A 19,054-nucleotide genomic window follows, 5' to 3' on the forward strand; every position below is an offset into this window, starting at 1 on the left:
TGCCCATGTCATCCAGTTCTACAGCGGTGGCTTCCGCGACAAGGCGGAGGCGGGTCCGATCAGGGAAACAGGGGCGAACCGATCATTCTTTACCGGCGCCGACGATCGAGAACGACATCCGCTCCGTTCTATGGTCGATACGGAGGAACGACCTGCGCATGGCGGGTGGCACTGACCAAAGCGACGATCCGCGACTGCCGCCGCATGGCGCTTCACGCTGGCGTCGGTCGCCTCCGACGGCACCCCCCCTTATGCGGCGCTGACGGTGGTGGAGGGGACCGGGGCCGCGAGAATGACGGTAACACCCGTCGCGGGCGAGCGGACGGCGGTCCGCTCACATCACGGCAAATGACGATGCCGTTCCATGGTTCCAGGAACGTTTGATACTTATCCCTCATCGCGCCGCGATCGCCACCTTGTCGCATTCCGACAAGGTGGCGAACTGGTTCCGTTACATCCGGTATGAGACGCGCAGGTAGCCGAACTGACCCGGGACATCGTAGGTCGTCGGATCATAGTTCGGCCCGGTGCAGGTGGTGCAGGCAGGTGGGTCCTGATCGAACACGTTGCGCACGCCGATCGTGAAATCGACCTTTCTGTCCAGAAAGCCGGGCGCGAAGATCAGTTGCACGTCACCATAGAACGTATTGCCCAGACGATTGCCCGTGTTCTCCGTGACGTGGTTGATGTAACGGCCCGTGAACGACGCCTCGAAATCGGCGAGGCTCCAGCTGACGACGCCGGTCCCCTTGAACTTGGGATAGGATTGATCCGGCGAACCACGGGTGGTGCCGCGATAGCTGATCGCACTGAACCCGGTCGAGGTCGGCGTCGTTTCGGTATACTTCATCAGGTGGTTGCCGTTCAGCGACAGACCGAAAATGCCCGCGCCGGTCTGTGGCGACCGATAGTTGAGTGTCAGATCGATGCCGCGGGTGCGGATCTGCCCGATATTCTGCAACAGGCCGATGATGCTGGAAATCCGGCCGCTGCTGCTGCGTACCACGTTCGTGCAGCTGAGCGCATCGCCTGCCTCGGCGCAGCGTGCCAGCGTCACCTGCGGGTTGGTCGAGGCGATCGCGCCGGACACCTTGATGTCGTAGTAATTCGCTTCCAGCGCGAACTGGCTGGCGAAGCCGCTTTCGCGGACGAAGGCCGGGCTGATGACGCCGCCGAACAGCCATGTCTTGGAGGTTTCCGGCGCCAGCGCGCGGTTGCCGCCCGTGGTCACGCCGAGCTGGCCGATCGGCTCCTGATAGCTGCCGTTGGCGGGTACGCCGTTCGCCGTGCAGTTCGCGCGCACCGTTGCCGATGCCTGATAACGGGAGCCGGCGATGTTGCTGCACGGATCGGGCACGCCGATGTCGGACCGCGACTGTGCGCCGAACAGCTCGCCGATGCTGGGGGCCCGGAAGCCCTCCGCGAAGGAACCGCGCAACAGCAGGTCAGGGACCGGTTTCCACAGTCCCGTGGCGGTGAAGGTGGTATTGCTGCCGCTCGTCGAATAATTGACATGGCGAACCGCGCCCGATGCCTCCAGCGAACTGAAGAACGGTACGTCCTTCAGCAACGGAATGCGGATTTCTCCGTAAACTTCGTCCGAGTTGAAGGCACCACGCGCGGCCTGCGCGGGAATGTCGGCGCCGAAGCCCGCCTGGATCAGGGGATCCGGCGTGAATGATCCCTTCTGATAGCGATGCTCGTAACCGACGGCGATTCCGACCGGGCCGCCGGGCAGGTCGAACAATTCGCCGCTCAGGTTGGCGGTATAGTCCCGCAACTCCTGATTGCTTTTAGCGCGCTCGGTGAAGCCGACAAACGCGAGCATCTGCGGCGTGATCGAACCCGCACCGCCAAAAATGTTGAACGGCACGCATTCGCCCGTGCATTGGGCAAGCGGGCCGAGCGCCTGGGCCAGGCGCTGCGTGTTGATGTTGCCGGTGAATACCTGCTTGGCGTCGTTCAGGCCCTGGATGGCGTTCACGTCCCAATAGAACCGCTTGTTGCCGATCTGGAATTTGCCGTCCAGCGTGGCGCTCAAGGTCATCGTATCGACCTGCTGATCGTAGGTGCGCTGACCCGCCTCGACGAGGCGGCGGCCGATCAGGGCGTAATTCGCGGGCGGCTGGCCGGCCCCGCCGGCTGACAGCGTGACACCGAAGGGATTGAACGGGTTGGTCGCATCGATCGAAATCCGGTCGGTGAGCGTGCCCGTGCCTGCATCGGGACCGACGTTCAGCGGCAGGAAGGCGGCCTGGTTCTGGGAGTTCCGGCGATTGTAAACGGCCTTGAGGCGCAGGTTGATATCCGAGCCGAGTTCCTGCTTGAAGCTGCCGAACACGCCATAGCGTTCGGACGGCGTCAGAAAATAGTTGAACGGCGCGAAGTTGAAGCGGTCCGCGGCCGTGAAGGCGCGAAAATCGCCACCGACCAGCGTGGGATCATAGACACCGCGCGTGGTCAGTCCGTTCTGGCGGACGGTGATGGTCCCACCCTGGGGGCGGATGGCATTGCCCGCATTGAAGACGATCCGACCGCCGAGCGCTGCGCCCGAACAACCACCGCGCGGATCGGTGCAAGACGTTTGCCCCGGATTCGGAAATTGTGAAATCTCGCGATCCCGCGTGCGAACGCTTCCTTCCTTCACATAACTGGCGCCGATGACCATCGACGTGGACGGGCCCTTCACGCCGTAGCTGATGTCGCCGTTATAGGAATGTCCGTCACCGGCGCGGAACGTGCCGAACTGACCGGACATGCGCAGTCCTTGCTGGCTGCTCTTCGTGATGATGTTGACGACGCCGGCGATGGCGTCCGAACCGTAAAGCGGCGACTGGCCGGATTGCAGCACCTCGATCCGCTCGATCGAACTGTTGGGGATGGAATTCAGATCGACCGTGCCGGGGATACCGCTGGCCGAGGCGCCGTTGACGTAGCGAAGTCCGTCGACGAGCACGAGCGTGCGTTTCGCCAGGAGATAGCGCAGGTCGATTTCGGCCGAGCCGGCGCCGACACCGCCGCCATCCTGCGGGTTGCCGATATTACCCGAATTGTTGGCCTTGGTATTCAAACCGCCGGCCGCACTGGGCAAACGCTGCAGGATGTCCGCCACCGAGGTGAGACCGGTTTGCGCCAGAGCGGCGGAATCGAGCGAGACGACGGGCGAACGTTGCTCCAGGGGGCTTTGACGAATGCGCGAGCCGGTGACGATGATGTCGTCGGGCTCAGCCGTATCCGCTGCCTGGTCGGTCGACGCGTTGGCTGCAACCGCAGGGCCGACATCGACGGCCTGGGCGTACGCGGTGGCGGAGCTGAGCAGCAAGGCTGCGAAGCATACGCCAGAGCGCAGAAAGGTTCGGTTCATCATCATAGGCCCCCCTGAATTGGTCTGATCAGATGTTCGGAAAGGCAGCAATACTGCAATAGAAAGTCCGGGTTATGCCAAGATATGGTAACGAAATTTCAACCACTGTAACCATGGTGCAACATGATTTGTCGGTAAGGCGGCTGGGTCAAAGCCTGCCCCTGAGCAACACCACCCCGAAAGCCCGCTCTCGGCGGAGATGGGATTTCGTGCGTTCAGAGGGCTGGCAGCTAGCGTGAATGCCAGCCGCGCGTGATCCGTAAGCGCAGCGAAGATAATGTTCCGACACCGCACCAGCAGCCTCGGGGTAGCCCGAAAACATGTTGCATGGCTCATCGGGGTGACGTGGCCTCCCGGGTTTCGTAGAGAGGCGTATGGCTGGCATATACAAGCGCCTCATGCCGGCAAAGCGCTGGACGCCTTCCCGGTATCGGGCCTTGTTGCGCGCCCGTGGTCCGCGCTCGGTGCAGTTTCGTACGCGGGCCGCCATCCTTGCCGGGGCCATTCTGGTCGGGATCGTCGCCACGCTGTTCGCCGAAGCCGCCGATTGGGCAGGCGCCGTTTTCGATCGCTATGCCCGGAGCTGGCACTGGTTGCCGCTGGTCACCACACCGCCGACCTTCATGGCGCTCGTCTGGATGACGCGGCGCTATGCCCCGTTGGCGCGCGGGTCCGGCATCCCGCAGGTGATCGCCGCCCAGGCGAGTCCGAACGAGGCGACCGGGACGCTGATCTCGATCCGGACCGTGGCGGCAAAGGCGGTGCTGACGATCGGGGCGGTGCTGGGCGGTGCGTCTGTCGGGCGCGAGGGGCCGACGGTTCAACTGGCGGCGGCCGTGATGGGCTTCACGCACCGGCTGGTCCGCGTACCGTTGCGGGGAGGGGTGGTGATCGCCGGCGGTGCGGCGGGCGTGGCGGCGGCCTTCAATACGCCGCTGGCGGGGCTGTTGTTCGCGATCGAGGAGCTGGCATCCGCCTATGAGCAGCGGGTGACGCTGCTGGTGCTCGCCGCGATCGTCATCGCCGGGATGGTCGCGCAGTCGGTGCAGGGCGATTACATCTACTTCGGCGCGATCGGGGCGCACATGCCGCTGTTGTCGGCGCTTCTCGTGGCGCCGGTCGCCGGCGTGGTCGGCGGTATGGCAGGGGGCCTGTTTTCCAGAATCGCGCTGGCCATGGCGCTCGGGGGTAATCGCCTGACGTGCTGGGCGCGGGCCAATCCGATCAAGTTTGCCGGTATCTGCGGCGGCGTCGTCGCGTTGCTCGGTGTCTTCACCGGGCTCACCTGGGGGACCGGCTACTCCTCCGCCCGCGCGATGATCGTCGGTGTCGATGCGCCGCTGTGGTTCGGTCCTGCCAAGCTGGTCGCGACCGCGGCGACGGCGATCGCCGGGTTGCCGGGTGGCATCTTCGCCCCGTCGCTCGCGGTCGGGGCCGGCGTCGGCAACCTGTTGCGCGAGGTGTTTCCGGGCGAGCCGGCCAGCGCGGTCGTCATCCTCGGCATGGTCGCGTATTTCGCGGGCGTGGTGCGGGCGCCGCTGACGGCGGTCATCATTCTGTCGGAGACGACCGCCAGCCGCGGTCTGATGCTGCCGATGTTCGCGACCGCGTTCATCGCCGATGCCGCGAGCCAATGGGTGTGCCGCGAGAAACTGTATCACGGCTTGTCCAGGACGTTCGCCATGAAGGAGACACCCCCATCCCACCAGCACTGACGAAGATCGCCGCGTTGCCGCGCACGTGGTTCGCGATGGCGACGGAGGGCGTCGATCATGACGGCGTCGTGCGGCAGATCGCCGAGGAATCCGGATGGTCGGGTCGTTACGCCTTCCTGATCGTGATCTCTGCCGCCATTTCGCTACTCGGCCTGTTGATGCCATCGGTCGCGGTCCTGATCGGCGCCATGCTGCTGTCGCCGTTGATGATGCCGATCATCGGTCTGGGTTTCGGCATCGCGACACTGGATTTCCATGAGATACGCCGGGCGGCGACCGCGCTGATCCTTGGCGCGGTAATCGCGGTGACCCTGTCGGTCGTGCTGATCCGGCTGTCACCGGTCCAGACGATCACCAGCGAGATCGCCGGGCGGACGCAGCCGACCCTGTTCGATCTGCTCGTGGCGTTGCTGTCGGCCATCGCCGGTGGCTATGCGCTGATCCGGGGCCGGGGCGGTACGGTGGTGGGGGTCGCCATCGCGATCGCGCTGATGCCGCCGCTGGTCGTCGTGGGCTTTGGCATTGCGACGTGGAACTGGGTCGTCTTCTCGGGCGCGTTGCTGTTGTTCCTGACCAACGCGATCACCATCGCGCTGACCGCGGCGCTGGTTGCGCGCTGTTATGGGTTCGGCAGCCATCTGTCGCCGCATCATACCGGCTGGCAGCTCGTGCTGTTCGCGGTCGCGATCGGCGTGCTGTCGATCCCGCTCGGGGCCGGGCTGCGCAGGATCGCGTTCGAGGCGGTCGCCCAGCGGCAGGTCCGCGACGCGCTGGGCGCCGACTTTCCTGCGGGTGCGCGGCTCAGTCAGGTCGAGATCGACCATGGTGTCGATCCGGTCCGGGTCCGAGCAGTGATGCTGACGCCGAGCATCGAACCCGATGCGGATCGGAAACTGGCCGCTGATCTACGCCAGCGGCTGGCGCGCGCGGTTGACGTCCATATCGATCAGGTGCGGATTTCGCCGGAGACCGGGGCGGTCGAGGCGGCGCAGATCGCACGCGCGGGCGGTGGCGAGGCGTTGATGGCGATCCGCGCGCGCGATCGGGCGGTCGCGGATGTCGCGTTGATCGCGGGTGTTTCATCCGCGTCGGTCGCCGTCGATCAATCGGGGCGGACGATCCGTGCCATGGCGGCGCCGCTGCCGGGATTGGCGATCGCCGGTTATCGCGATCTGGAGCGGCGCGCGGACGCGGCTGTTGCGGACTGGAATGTGATTTTCAGCCCGCCGGGCGATGTCGCGCTGCCGGACATCACGATCAGGTCGGGGGTGATCGATGATGCGGCGCTCGACGAGGCGGCGTGGGTATCCGCAAGGCTCGGTCGCTCGCTGGCGGTGAACGGTGGCACGCTTCGCCAAAGGAGCGCTGTTGCCGAAGGTCTGTCGGCGCGGGGCGGTCAGGCCGCTACCGGTCGCGCCGGCGGTCGCCTCCGCCTCGGATGGATGCCGCCCGAAGCTGCCGGTTCCAGCACGCCGTGATCGACCCGCGTCAGCGGACATCTGGGTTGATCTGCCCTGTCACCCGACATTCCGTCACACGGGCTTGCGCTATTCGATCGGGTATATGCCGTACATCACCGTGTCGTAATGGTTTTCGATCATCGCGGTGCAGCCGCATGATGCGTCTCGCAGGACCTGTTCGTCCTTGACGATGAACACGCCCCGGCGCGTGGCGATGGTGCCTTCCGCCCGCAGCCGGCTGATGACGCGCGTGACGAAGGTCCGTCCCACGCCCAGCACTTGCGCCAGTTGTTCATGGGTCATCGCGAATTCGGTAGACTGCGTCCGGCTGACGGCGGCCAGCAGCCATTTGGCCGTTCGCTGCGAGATCGAGTGGGTGGCATTGCAGGCGGCCGTCTGGAACACCTGGGCCAGCAGGCAGTCCGAATATCGCGAGAACCAGTGGCGCAGCGTCAGGGAATCGAGCTTCGCCTGTTCCAGCGCCGAGGTCTTCACCCGCAGGAAGCGACCGCCATACCGGACCTGCGCCGTGGAATAGGCGGGCAGGTGGCCGTTGGAGACGATCCCGCCGATGGCACCCTCGCACCCGACCAGCGCTACCTCCACCGTGCTGGAGCCGTCGTTGGTGCTGATGCAGAACGCCGCCATCGCCGATCCGCACGGGAACCACGTATGGATGACCTCCTCGCCGGCGGATTGCAGAACGTCGTGTGCCTTGAGATCGAGGACCATCATATGCGGCGCCAATCGCCGGCGGTCGGCCTCGTTCAGTGTCCCGAGCAGGATATTGCCCGACAGGTCATCGGGGGAAGGCCCTAACATTATAACTCCTGACGACGAGGGGCACATTTCCTGACGTATGTGCACAAATGGACTGACGCCGCTTTGTTCCTGCGTTACTGGTGAACATAACTCAGCCTTCCAGGCGGTCGACACAGCCGCGGGATGCGTATCCGGCGGGTAGCGCGAGCGCCTGGCATAGTCCTGGATCGTACCATTGCGTTCACCAACACATGATCGTTGCGGCCGGTTTATCGGCAACGCGTCCGGCCAGCCCCTGTTTCTGATTTCAACGGGATTTCCGGCATCGTCGCCGGGATCAGCGGAGCCGTCCGTTGATTAACGAGCAGGAACAGTCCCGCATCGAACACGAACTGGTGCGCAAGGATCGGGGGACCGACCCCTTTTCCGCGGCCGTTCGGGCGACGCGGATGCCGATGGTCATCACCGATCCCAATCAGGACGATAACCCGATCGTCTTCGTCAACGGTGCCTTCTCGAAACTGACCGGGTTCGCCGAGAACGAAATCCTGGGCCGCAACTGCCGGTTTCTGCAAGGGCCGGACACGGATCGGGAAGACGTGGCAAGGTTGCGTGATGCCATCACCCGGCGTCGATCGATCGAACTCGAACTACTCAATTATCGCAAGGACGGCACCACGTTCTGGAACCGGGTGCTGGTGTCGCCGGTCTTCGATGAAGAAGGGCATGTGACCTATTTCTTCGCGTCCCAGTTCGACGTGACGATGGAACGCGAACGTCTGGTGAACCTGCAGCGTGATCGCGACGATCTCGAGGCCGAGATCGGCCAGCGGACCAGCGATCTGGTCCAGGCGGAAAGCCGCCTCCGCTTTGCGCTCGAAGCCGCGCAGTTGGGATCGTGGAGCATCGATCTGGCGACCGAGCGCATGACGGTCACCGATGGATGCAAGGAGAATTGGGGGCGGTCGCTGGCCGAGCCGTTTCTCTACAGCGACATCAAGTCCGCGGTGCACCCGGACGATCGGGCGCATCGTGACGAGGCGCTGCGGATCGCGCTGGAGGAAACCGGCGACTATGACGTCGAGTACCGCATCCACACCCCGACCGGCGAGGAGCGGTGGCTGGCGGTCCGTGGACAGGTGTTCCGTCGTGCCGATGGCTCGCCGTTGCTGCTCGTCGGCGTTTCGCAGAACATCACCGGGCGAAAGCGGGCCGAGGAGCATCGGTCGATGCTGGCGCACGAGCTGAACCACCGGGTCAAGAACATGCTGGCGACGCTGCAGGCGATCGTCGGGCAGACGCTGCGCAATGCCACCTCGCTGGAAAGCGCGGCCGACACGCTGGCGGGGCGTATCCAGGCGATGGACGCGGCGAACGACCTTCTGGTCAATGATCGTTGGGAACGGGCGGCCATGGCCACGCTGGTGGACCGTTCGCTGGCGCCGTTTCGCACCGACGATGGCGATCGGATCAGGGCAGAGGGCCCCGATGTCCACATTCCGCCCCGGATCGCCGTGGGGCTGTCGCTGGCCCTGCACGAACTGGGCACCAATGCCGCAAAATACGGGGCTCTCTCCACACCCCAGGGGCATGTCGCGGTGTGCTGGCGGATCGAGGACGGCGTCGAGCCGGTCCGGTTGCATATCTCGTGGGAGGAGACGGGCGGACCGGCGGTCACCACGCCGACCCGGACCGGCTTTGGGTCGAAGCTGATCCAACGGGTGCTCGCGAGCGAGATCGGGGGAACCGCGCATATCGAGTATCGCCCGACCGGCGTGGTCTTCACCGCCGTCGCACCGTTGCCGGAGCCGGAGGACAGCGACGCGGGGTGAAACCTGCCCCGCGACCGATATTGACGGCAACATATGCGGCCCGAGGCCGTTAGCGCGTCATGACCATGTCAACCGTGCCCTATGCGCTGATCGTCGATGACGATCCGATCATCCTGATGGACGCGTGTGCGATCATCGAGGATGCCGGCTTTCGGTCGCTCGACGCCGTCACCGGCGACGAGGCCAAGGCGATCCTGGCCGAGCAGGCGGCCAAGATCATCCTGCTGTTCTCCGATGTCGAGATGCCGGGTGAGACGAACGGTTTCGCCCTGGCCCACCATGTCGCGGAGCATTACCCATGGATCGAGATCGTCATCGCCAGCGGGCGAATCCAGCCGGCGGACGGCGATATGCCGGCCAAGGCGAGTTTTATCCGCAAGCCGTTCAACGATCGGATGATCCACGCCCATCTTCGCGAGATGCTGCCCGACGGCAAGCAGCCGGAGCCGCTGAAGCACGCGGTCTGAACGACCGGCCGGGCACGCTGGTCGCCGGCATTCATTCGTAGCGCAGCGCGATGGCGGGTTCGGCTCGGGCGACGCGCCATGCCTGCACGAAGATCGTGGCCGTCGCGATCACGATCGCCGCCATGGTCGCGGCAAGGAAGAACCAGGGCGACAGTGCGATCCGGTCGTCGAACCCGCTCAGCCAGCGCCGCATCGCGACCCAGGCGATCGGCCAGGCCACGATGCTGGCGATCAGCACCGGGCGCAGGAACGTGGTCAGCAACAGGCGCAGCACGTCGGCGGTGGATGCGCCGATCGTCTTGCGTATCCCGATCTCCTTCACCCGGCGCGATGTGTCGAACGCAGCGAGGCCGTAGAGGCCGATGCACCCGATCAGGATCGCCAGCACCGCACCGATCGTGAACAGCCGCGCGCGCTGGGCATCGGCCTTGTAGTATTCCTCGTAGAGATTTTGCGCGACCGTCCGACCCTCGAACGGCACCGCCGGTGCGATCCGCTTCCACGCCGCCTCGGCCGCGTCGCGGAACCGCGCGGGATCGCCGCTGTAGCGGATCGTCGCCAACGCGCTGGCGAAGGGCTTGCTCGAATAGCGATACTCGACCCCGCCGATCGCCTGCCGTGGACCACGGAAACGCAGGTCGTCGACGACGCCGACGATCGTCATCGTGCCGTTGCCCTCCAGCGTCCCGCCGATCGCGGCGGCAGGGCTTGCGAAGCCCAGGTCGGCGGCGGCGGTGCGATTGACCACCACGTTGTACGGTGCCTTGCTACCGGCCTGACGCAGGGCGGTATCGTCGCCCGGATGCGCGGTATCGAACAGGCGTCCGGCGATCAGGCGTGCACCGAAGGTCGCGAAATAGTCGTCGCCGACCACGACATCCATCGTCGATCGCCCGCGGCTTTCGTCGAGGCCCGCGCGATAGATGGTCGACGTGTTGGTCGTGCTCTGGCTACCGGGAGCGTTCTGCGCCGATGTGATCGCGGAGACGCCCGGCAGCGCGGCCAGTACCCGCAGGACGCCGGCGCGATCCGCGGGTTCGACATTGGCAAACGCATGGACGATGAACAGGCCGTCGCGCCTGAAGCCGAGATCGGCGTCGCGCACATGTGCGGTCTGCGCCAGCATCACGCCGGTCCCGATCGCGAAGGCGACCGCGATCCCGAACTGGAAGACGACCAGCGCACCGCGCAGCCGCGCGCCCGCCCGTCCGCCGCCCGGCGCGCGCGCCGATGCGAGCACCGCCGCAGGCTGGAACCGGGTCAGCACCAGTGCCGGATATATCCCCGCGACCAGCCCGACCGCGACTACCAGCGCGATCAGCGGGGGCAGGATCGACGCCGATCCCAGATAATGCAGCGCCAGCTTCGTGCCGCCCGCGGCATTGATGAGCGGCAGCGCGAGTTCGGCGAGCGCGAGGCCGATCAGCGCAGCGAGCGCGACGGTTGCCAACGCCTCGCCGGTGAATTGCCGGATCAGCGTGGCGCGGGTGCCGCCGAGCACCTTGCGCATCGCAACCTCGCGCGCCCGCAGCCCCGATCGTGCGGTGGCGAGGTTCACGTAATTGACGATCGCGATCAACAGCGTGAGTATGCCGACGATCCCCAGTGTCGTCACCGCATTGCGGTCTGCGGGATCGTACAGGTGGTTATCGACCAGCGGGCGCAGCGACTGCTCCCACGTGCCCTTCTTGACGTTGCCGTCGGGGAAGACATGCCGCTCTGCGAAACGTGGCAGTTCGCCGTCGAACGAGCGGGCAGCGGCGGCGTCGGGGAAGCGAAGGAACGTGTGCAGCGTCGTGCTGCCCCAATGGTCGAACCATTCGTTGGCGAAGCGCGCGCGGACGAGCGGCACGAACAGGTCGCTGCGGAAGCTGACGTCGTTTGGCATGTCGGCGATCACCGCACCGACGCGATAGGGGAAGGTCTGGCCGTCGATCGTGATCGTCATCGCCCGACCGATGGCGGGCTGGCTGCCGAAATATTTCCGCGCGATCTGTTCGGTCACGACGACCGAACCGGGATCGGCGAGCGCGCGAACCGGATCACCCGAGACTGCGGGATAGCGTATCAGCGCGAAGAAATTGGGGTCAACGATCCGCAGCGACTCGGCTGTCACGGTGTTGCCCTGACGGACGGTGGCGTTCTGATCCCAGTACCGGGTGCCCTGCAATCCGGGATAGTCGGCGCGCAGCACGTCGAGCTGGCCCCCCATCGTATAGGGGTTCGGATCTTCGGGATATCCCGGCATGTGATAGCGTTCCTGAATCACATACAGCTTGTCCGCACCCGGGATCGCGCGGTCGAACCCGGTCTCGAACCGGACGAACAGGAGCAGCACGAGGAAGGTCGCGATGCCGAGCGCCAGTCCGCCGATGTTGAGCGCGGCGAACAGCTTGTGGCGGGTGAGCGAGCGATAGAGGCTGGTGAGCGCACTCATGGATACGGTCCTTCTAGAGCTGGCGCAGCGCGCGGGCGGGTTCGGCGCGCGCGACGCGCCACGCCTGACCCGCGACGGTCGCGGCGGCGATGGCGAGCGCGAGTGCGCTGGCGACGATGAAATAGAGCGGCGACAAATTGATCCGATCGTCGAACCCGCCCAGCCAGCGCGACATCGCGACCCACGCGATCGGCCACGCGATCAGGTTAGCGAGCGCGACCGGCCGCAGGAATTGCCCGAGCAGCAATCGCAGCACATCGCCGGTGGAGGCGCCCAGCACCTTGCGGATGCCGATTTCCTGCACGCGGCGCGCGGTGTCGAACGCGGCGAGGCCGTAGAGCCCGATGCACCCGATCAGCGCGGCCAGTATCGCACCGATCGTGAAGAGGCGGGAACGCTGGACGTCCTGTCGATAGAAGGAGTCATAGAGTTTCTGATCGACCGTCAGGGCGGCGAACGGGACGTTGGGCACGATGCGGCGCCACACCATCTCCATCCGGGCGAGTACCGTCGCCGTATCGGCGGCCCTGACGACCAGCACCGGGCTGAAACCGCCGTCGTCCCGATAGCTGTACGACACCGCATTTAGCGGTTCGCGCGGGGTGGCGAACCGCATGTCCGCGACGACGCCCACGATCCGCGCGGAACGCTCCCCTTCCGATACCGACTGGCCGACCGCGGCGGCCGGCGTGGCGAAGCCCAGACGTCGGGCGGTGGTGCGATTGACGACGACCATGTGCTCGCGTTTGTCGGCATCCGTACCGGTGCGGGTTTCGTCGGTCGGAAAGCGCTGCGGATCGAACAGCCGACCGGCGAGCAGCTTCACGCCATAGGTTTCGAAGAACCGGTCGCCGATCGTTGCCTGCAGGATCATGGGTGGTTCGCCGGTCGCGCCGGCGCGGTGCATCGCGCTGATCGAATAGCTGCCGCCGGTCGGCGCGATCCCGCTGGTCGTGACGGCCGTTACGCCGGGCAACGTGCGGATCGCGGCGAACAGTTCGCGCCGCTGCGACGCATCCACCGCCGCGACGCCATAGCTGGGCGCCATGATGAGGCCGTTGCGGGCAAAGCCGAGATCGGCATTCTGGACGTGGCGTATCTGCGCGACGAGGACGGCGGTGCAGATCATCAGCGCGATCGCGATGCCGAACTGAAGCACGACCAGCACCTTGCGCAGGCGTGCGCCAGCGCGGTCGCCGCCAGACGTCCGCGCTGCGGCCAGCACACCGGCGGGCTGAAAGCGGGATAGGACGAAGGCAGGATGGAAGCCGGCCAGCAACGACACCAGCGCGACCAGCAGCGCGAGCGGCGGCAGGATCGAGTTCGCGCCCAGATAGGCGATCGTCAGGTCGGTGCCGCCGATCGCACTGATGAAGGGCAGCGCGATCTCGGCGAGCGCCAGCCCCGTCAGCGACGCCAGCGTCACCGCGACCAGCGCTTCACCGAGCAGTTGCAGGACCAGTGCCCGGCGGGTCGCGCCGACGACCTTGCGCATCGCGATCTCCCGCGCGCGAAGTCCGGCGCGGGCGGTCGCGAGGTTGACGTAGTTGACCACCGCCAGCAGCAGCGCGACGGCACCCACCGCGCCGAGCACCGTCACGCCGGTCCGGACATTGTCGGCGGCGAGATGCACGCTCGCCAGCGGTACGATGCGCGTCTGCGCCAGATCGACCATGCCGACGGGGAAATCGGGATCGGGGTGGCGTTTGACGAACGCCGGCAGATCGCGCGTCACGCGGGCGGCGGCGATCGCATCGGGAAACGACAGGAAGGTCCGGAACCCCTTGCCGCGCTGTCCGGTCGCGTCCGGCGCCAGGGCGGTGAACAGGTCGCTGGTGTAGGAAATATTGCCGGGCAGCGGCCGTAACACCGCGCCGATCCGGTAGATTTGGGCCTTGCCGTCGATCACCACGGTCAGCGTCCGCCCGATCGACGATGCCTTGCCGAAATAACTCCGCGCGACGGGTGCGGTGATGACGATGCCATCGGGACGCGCCAGCGCCGTGGCGGGATCGCCTTCGAGGACGGGAAATTGAAAGAGCCGGAAATAGGCTGGATCGACCTGCGCCATCGTCTGGGCGACCAGCGTCGTGCCGTTCTGCACGGCAGCATCGAACTGGAGAAAGCGCGCGCCGGTGGTGCCGGGATAATCGGCCTTCATCTGGCCGAGCATGGTCGGCAGCGAGGGTATCTCCACCCTCGGGTTGCCGGGGAACTGCAGCGACCGATCGACCATCCACACCCGCTGCCACCCCGGCAGCACCCGGTCGTACCCCGTCTCGAACCGGACGAAGAGATACAGCACCAGGAATACCGCGATGCCGAGCGCCAGCCCGCCGATGTTGAGCGCGGCGAACAGCTTGTGGCGGGTCAGCGAGCGATAGAGGCTGGTCGCGATCGACATCAGGCGGCTTTTTTCCTGGCGTCGAGATAGCGGGTGATGACGATCACCAGAATGACGACCAGGGCGATGTCGAACAGGCGACGCATCAGGCGGCCCGCCGCGCGGACGACAGGATGCGCCCGTCGAGCATGTTGACGGTGCGTTTGGCGATGTCGGCATGCGCGGGGCTGTGGGTGACCATCACGATCGTGGCGCCGCCCGCGTTCAGTTCGGACAGGATGTCCATCACCTGCGCGCCGTTTTCGGTATCCAGATTGCCGGTCGGCTCGTCCGCCAGAATCAGCTTCGGCTCGCCGACGATGGCGCGCGCGATCGCGGCGCGTTGCTGCTGGCCGCCCGACAGCTGATGCGGATAATGGTCGCGGCGGTGGCCGATCGCGACCCGGTCCATCGCCGCGGCGACGCGGTCGCGCTTCTCCTTCGCGGGGATCGATCGATAGGCGAGGCCGAGCGCGACATTCTCCGCGATCGTCAGTTCGTCGATCAGGTTGAAGCTCTGGAACACGAAGCCGAGGCGATCGCGGCGAAGCTTCGCGAGTTCCGCTTCGGGCGCCTTCGCGATGTCGGCCCCCTCGAACAGATAACGCCCGCCGGATACGCGGTCGATCGTGCCGAGCACGTTGAGCAGCGTCGATTTGCCGCATCCCGACGGTCCCATGATCGCGACGAATTCACCCGCGTCGACGGTCAGGTCGATATCGGCGAGCGCGGTCGTCTCGACCTCATCGGAGGCGTAGCGGCGGCTGACGTCATGGAGTGCGATCATGGATTGGGGTCCTTACTGGAGGAGCAGGGTCTGGTAGGCGGCGTAGGTGCCGAGCGCGGACGTGACGATGCGGTCGCCGGGCGCGAGGCCGGCGGTGATCTCGACCTGATCGGGATTGCGCCGCCCGGTGGTGATCGCGCGACGCACCGCCTTGTTCTCACCATCGAGGACGAAGGCGGTGGTGCCGCCCGCATCGAGCCAGCCGCCCGACGGCGCCACGATCGCGGGCCGGTCGGCGCCGAGGACGAGGCGAAGATCGACCGTCTGGCCGCGGTTGAGCCCGGCGGGGGCGGCGCCGACGAAGCCCAGCTCGACCCGGAACCGCCCTTCGGTCACCTGCGGCAGGACGCGTAGCACCGTCATCCTGACGCCATGGGCGTCGATGTCGGCGGTCGCAGGCTGGCCGGCACGGACGCGGCCGAGATAGAATTGATCGACGTCGGCGGTCAGTTTCCACCGTCCCTCGGAATCGATCTGGCCGACCGCATCGCCGGGCTTCAGCGTCTGCCCCGGCTGGAGCGTGAAGGCGGTCAACCGGCCCGCAACCGGCGCGCGGACGGTGAGGGCGGACAGGCTGCCGCGAACCATCGCCAGACTTTCGCGCAGTTCGCGCGCGGTCGCGGCGATCCCGGTCGACTGGTCGGCGAGCGTCGCATCCGCCTGCGCCCGTCCTGCGCCGAGCGCGGCGACGCGGGCGCGCTGGTACACAACATCCTCGCGCAGCGGATCGATCGCGGGTTTGGTGATATAGCCCTTGTCGAACAGCGGCTGCCGTTGTGCCAGCAGCGCCTCTGCCTTGGTCAGCGCGTTGCGCGCATTGGCGACCTCCTGATCGCCGTCGAGCCGGTTGCGCTGGATCGCCAGTCGCTGCCCGTCGATCCCCGATAATTGCCCGACGATCCCGGCGGATCGGGTCGCAACGTCGAGTTCGAGTTGCGGGTTGGCCAGCCGGGCGAGTGGTGCGCCCGCGCCGACCATCTGTCCATCGACCACCGCCAGCGCCGCGACCTGCCCGCCCGACACCGCGGTGACATAGACGGTGTTCAGCGGGACGACCTCGGCGCGGAGCGGCACATAGTCGCGGAACGGCGCGCGCTCGACCACGCCGGTCCGCACGCTTGCGGTGTCGACCGACAGCGCCCCCGATCCGGGAAGCAGCAACCAGCCCACGACTGCCGCGGCCAGGCACATGAGCGCGATGGCGGCGCGAACGACCAGCTTGCGACGCCGCGCGTGCGGTCGTGCGATCCGCCGGTCCATCGCCGCGCCGGTAGTCTGGGGTGTTGCGTTCATGCGGACACTGTGCCGGACAAAGCAAGATTATGCTAAAGCACTGCAAAGGCTATATAAATCGATCAGGTTGGCGATGCGACTGTCCGCTGGCATAAGCAACTGTCCGATTCCGAACAGGTGTGCCCCCTTGTCAACCAAATCACCCCAGGTGCTGGTGATCGACGACGATCCCGACATCGTAAAGGCGGCGGCATTGCTGTTGAGCCGTCATGGCATCGACGTGACCGGTGCCGGCGATCCCGATGCGGCGTGGGTGAAGCTGGCCGAGCGGCGTTTCGATGCGATCCTGCTCGACCTGAATTTCGCGCGCGGGCAGACCAGCGGCGACGAAGGCTTCGCGATGCTCGAACGGCTGATCGCGGCGGATAGTGACGCGGTCGTCGTCGTCGTCACCGGCCATAGCGGTATCAGCGTGGCGGTGCGCGCGATGCGGGAGGGGGCGAGCGACTTCGTCATCAAGCCGTGGAGCAACGAGCGCCTGCTCGCGACGACACAGCGCGCGATCGATCTGGCGCGCGCCAAACGCGCGGTCGCACCGGCGCCGGTCGGGGGCGATGGCGCCTTCCTGCTGGGCGAGGACGCGAGCATCGTGCGGGTCCGCGATCTCGTCGCGCAGGTTGCGCCGACCGATGCCGCGGTGTTGGTCCGCGGCCCCGCCGGATCGGGCAAGAGTCTGGTCGCGCGGGCGCTGCTCGCCGGCGCGCGGCGCGGTGGTACGGTGGTGACGGTGGATGGCGGCGGCACCGTCCCCGATCTGCCCGCAGACGGCACGCTGGTGATCGAGGACGTCGATGCGATCCCGCGCGCGGCACAGGCCGAATGGGTGCGCAGGTGCGGTACGACGCGGATCGTCGCGACCAGTCGGCTCGATCGTGCTGCCTTGCGCGCCGCGCTGATCGACGATCTGCTGTACCGGATCAACACGATCGAGATCGACTTGCCACCGTTGCGCGATCGTGGCGGCGATGCGGTGCGGCTGGCGCGGCATTTCCTCGATCTGTTCGCCGCCCGCTATGCCCGACCGGCAAAACCGATCGGTGACGAGGCGGCCCGCGCGATTGCCGCCGATCGCTGGCCCGATGACGTCCGCGGCCTGCGCCAGGCGTGCGAGCGCGCGGTGCTGCTTGGGACCGGGGCGGTCCATGACGTCGCCGATTTCGCCCTGTCGGTTGACATCGACGATCCGGTCCCGCGCGCCATCGCCGACCTGAACCTGGCGCGGGGCGAAAAGGCCATGGTAGCCGCCGCGCTCCAGCGCCACGCCTTCAACGTCAGCCGTGCCGCGGCCGAACTGGGATTGACCCGTGCCGCGCTGTACCGGCGGATGGACAAGCATGGGTTCTGACGCGCGTGCCATCGTCCGCGCGATCGCGTTGTTCGCGGCGGGGATCGTCGCGGCTATCGGCTGGGTCCATGGCCTTTATGCGACCGCTGCGCTGGCGGTGATCGCCGCGCTGTGGATCGGGGCGGCGGCGCATCACGTCGCGCGACGCCGGGCCTCGCCGCCGCCACCGCCGTCTCCGCTGCCGGTCGGCGACGACGCGCGTGAGCGGCGGCGGCTGGCGGCCTATCTCGACCTGTCACCCGCGCCGCTCGTCGCACTCGATGCGCGCGACCGGCTGCACGCGGTCAATCGGGCCGCGCGACGGCTGCTCGTCGCCGACGATCTCGTCGCGCTTCCACCGGCGGCGCTGGTCGAGGCGATCGGCGCCGCCGTGCCGGGCCGTGCCGCCTCGGTGCGGATCGATACGGAAAAGGGCGTCCACACCTTCGCCATCCTCACGACCGATCTCACCGGCAGCGGGATGGCGACGCGCGTGGCGGCGCTGATCGACATCGACAGCGAGATGAAGGCGGTCGAGGCGCAGGCGTTGCGCGACCTGTTGCAGGTGCTGAGCCACGAGATCACCAACACGCTGACGCCGATCGCATCGCTTGCGCGGACGGCGGCGCAGATACTGGAGGACGGCGATGCCGAACGCGATACGGTCCACGACGCCGTCGAAACGGTGGCGCGGCGGGCAGAGGCATTGCAACGCTTCGTCGAGGCGTATCGGGCGATGGCGCGGTTGCCCGTGCCTGCGCTCGCGCCTGTTCATCTCGCCCCCCTAGTCGCCGACATCTCGCGGTTGTTCGATACGCGGTGGCCCGCGGCGTCCCTGACGCTCGACCTTCGCGCGGCACCCGCGACCGTTCGTGTTGACGCCGACCAGTTGATCGCCGCGCTCTGGGCGCTGTTGCAGAATGCCGCCGAGGTGGCCGTCGCCGTCACGCTCGACATCCGGACGACGGTCGGTGCCGTCGAGTTTATGGTCGGCGACGACGGACCCGGTATTCCCGCCGCGAATGGGGACGCGATTTTTCAGCCGTTCTTCACCACCAAGCCCCAGGGGAGCGGCGTAGGTCTCGCGCTGGCCCGCCAGATATTCCGCGCGCACGGTGGTGATCTGGTGCTGTTCGCTGTTCAGCCGGCAAGGTTTCTGGCGACGTTGCCGATCTGAATGGTGCGGATCGCGTCGGCCTTTCGACCGTTTGGCCAACAGATCGAAGGAGT

The 19,054-nt window shown here is 66.6% G+C and carries 12 protein-coding genes; 6 read left to right on the top strand and 6 right to left on the bottom strand.

All coding sequences use genetic code 11. The annotated features are described in order from the left end of the window. Positions 1–451 precede the first annotated feature (451 nt). On the bottom strand, positions 452–3,364 hold the full coding sequence (locus JAO74_RS16365; RefSeq protein WP_199040637.1) for a TonB-dependent receptor domain-containing protein: 2,913 nt from the start codon (positions 3,362–3,364) through the stop codon (positions 452–454). A 374-nt stretch (positions 3,365–3,738) separates the two neighbouring features. Here JAO74_RS16365 and JAO74_RS16370 point away from each other — a divergent pair, with 374 nt between their 5' ends. Continuing rightward, on the top strand, positions 3,739–5,079 hold the full coding sequence (locus JAO74_RS16370) for a chloride channel protein (protein ID WP_199040638.1): 1,341 nt from the start codon (positions 3,739–3,741) through the stop codon (positions 5,077–5,079). Between the two features lie 35 nt (positions 5,080–5,114). Then, positions 5,115–6,557: a DUF389 domain-containing protein gene (locus JAO74_RS16375; RefSeq protein ID WP_199040640.1), complete on the top strand. Its 1,443-nt coding sequence runs from the start codon at positions 5,115–5,117 to the stop codon at positions 6,555–6,557. Between the two features lie 69 nt (positions 6,558–6,626). Here the strand turns inward: JAO74_RS16375 and JAO74_RS16380 are convergent, their stop codons facing one another. After that, positions 6,627–7,361 (bottom strand): Crp/Fnr family transcriptional regulator, encoded by a 735-nt coding sequence (locus tag JAO74_RS16380; protein ID WP_199040643.1) that lies wholly within the window; start codon positions 7,359–7,361, stop codon positions 6,627–6,629. Positions 7,362–7,654: 293 nt separating this feature from the next. Between JAO74_RS16380 and JAO74_RS16385 the strand changes: the two genes are divergently transcribed. Both JAO74_RS16385 and JAO74_RS16390 read left to right on the top strand, forming a co-directional pair. Beyond that, positions 7,655–9,133, top strand: a complete 1,479-nt coding sequence (locus JAO74_RS16385) for a PAS domain-containing protein (protein WP_199040646.1) — start codon at positions 7,655–7,657, stop codon at positions 9,131–9,133. 59 nt (positions 9,134–9,192) lie between these two features. Next, positions 9,193–9,600, top strand: a complete 408-nt coding sequence (locus JAO74_RS16390; RefSeq protein WP_199040649.1) for a response regulator — start codon at positions 9,193–9,195, stop codon at positions 9,598–9,600. A gap of 31 nt (positions 9,601–9,631) precedes the next feature. Here the strand turns inward: JAO74_RS16390 and JAO74_RS16395 are convergent, their stop codons facing one another. The 4 genes from JAO74_RS16395 to JAO74_RS16410 all read right to left on the bottom strand — a co-directional run bounded on the left by JAO74_RS16395 (position 9,632) and on the right by JAO74_RS16410 (position 16,500). Beyond that, a complete protein-coding gene (locus tag JAO74_RS16395; RefSeq protein ID WP_199040652.1) occupies positions 9,632–12,037 on the bottom strand; it encodes an ABC transporter permease in 2,406 nt (801 codons plus the stop codon). 13 nt (positions 12,038–12,050) lie between these two features. After that, positions 12,051–14,441: an ABC transporter permease gene (locus JAO74_RS16400; RefSeq protein WP_233151108.1), complete on the bottom strand. Its 2,391-nt coding sequence runs from the start codon at positions 14,439–14,441 to the stop codon at positions 12,051–12,053. A gap of 85 nt (positions 14,442–14,526) precedes the next feature. Then, complete coding sequence (locus JAO74_RS16405) at positions 14,527–15,207, bottom strand: ABC transporter ATP-binding protein (protein WP_199040655.1); 681 nt, start codon at positions 15,205–15,207, stop codon at positions 14,527–14,529. Between the two features lie 12 nt (positions 15,208–15,219). Further along, complete coding sequence (locus tag JAO74_RS16410) at positions 15,220–16,500, bottom strand: efflux RND transporter periplasmic adaptor subunit (RefSeq protein ID WP_233151109.1); 1,281 nt, start codon at positions 16,498–16,500, stop codon at positions 15,220–15,222. A 127-nt stretch (positions 16,501–16,627) separates the two neighbouring features. On the opposite strand from JAO74_RS16410, the gene JAO74_RS16415 reads away from it, so the two are divergent. Then, complete coding sequence (locus JAO74_RS16415; protein ID WP_199040658.1) at positions 16,628–17,845, top strand: sigma-54-dependent transcriptional regulator; 1,218 nt, start codon at positions 16,628–16,630, stop codon at positions 17,843–17,845. Beyond that, complete coding sequence (locus tag JAO74_RS16420) at positions 17,835–19,001, top strand: sensor histidine kinase (RefSeq protein WP_199040661.1); 1,167 nt, start codon at positions 17,835–17,837, stop codon at positions 18,999–19,001. The genes JAO74_RS16415 and JAO74_RS16420 overlap by 11 nt, the downstream gene beginning before the upstream one ends. Positions 19,002–19,054: the final 53 nt, after the last annotated feature.

It is taken from the genome of Sphingomonas mollis, from assembly GCF_016427505.1.
Classification (GTDB): domain Bacteria; phylum Pseudomonadota; class Alphaproteobacteria; order Sphingomonadales; family Sphingomonadaceae; genus Sphingomonas; species Sphingomonas mollis.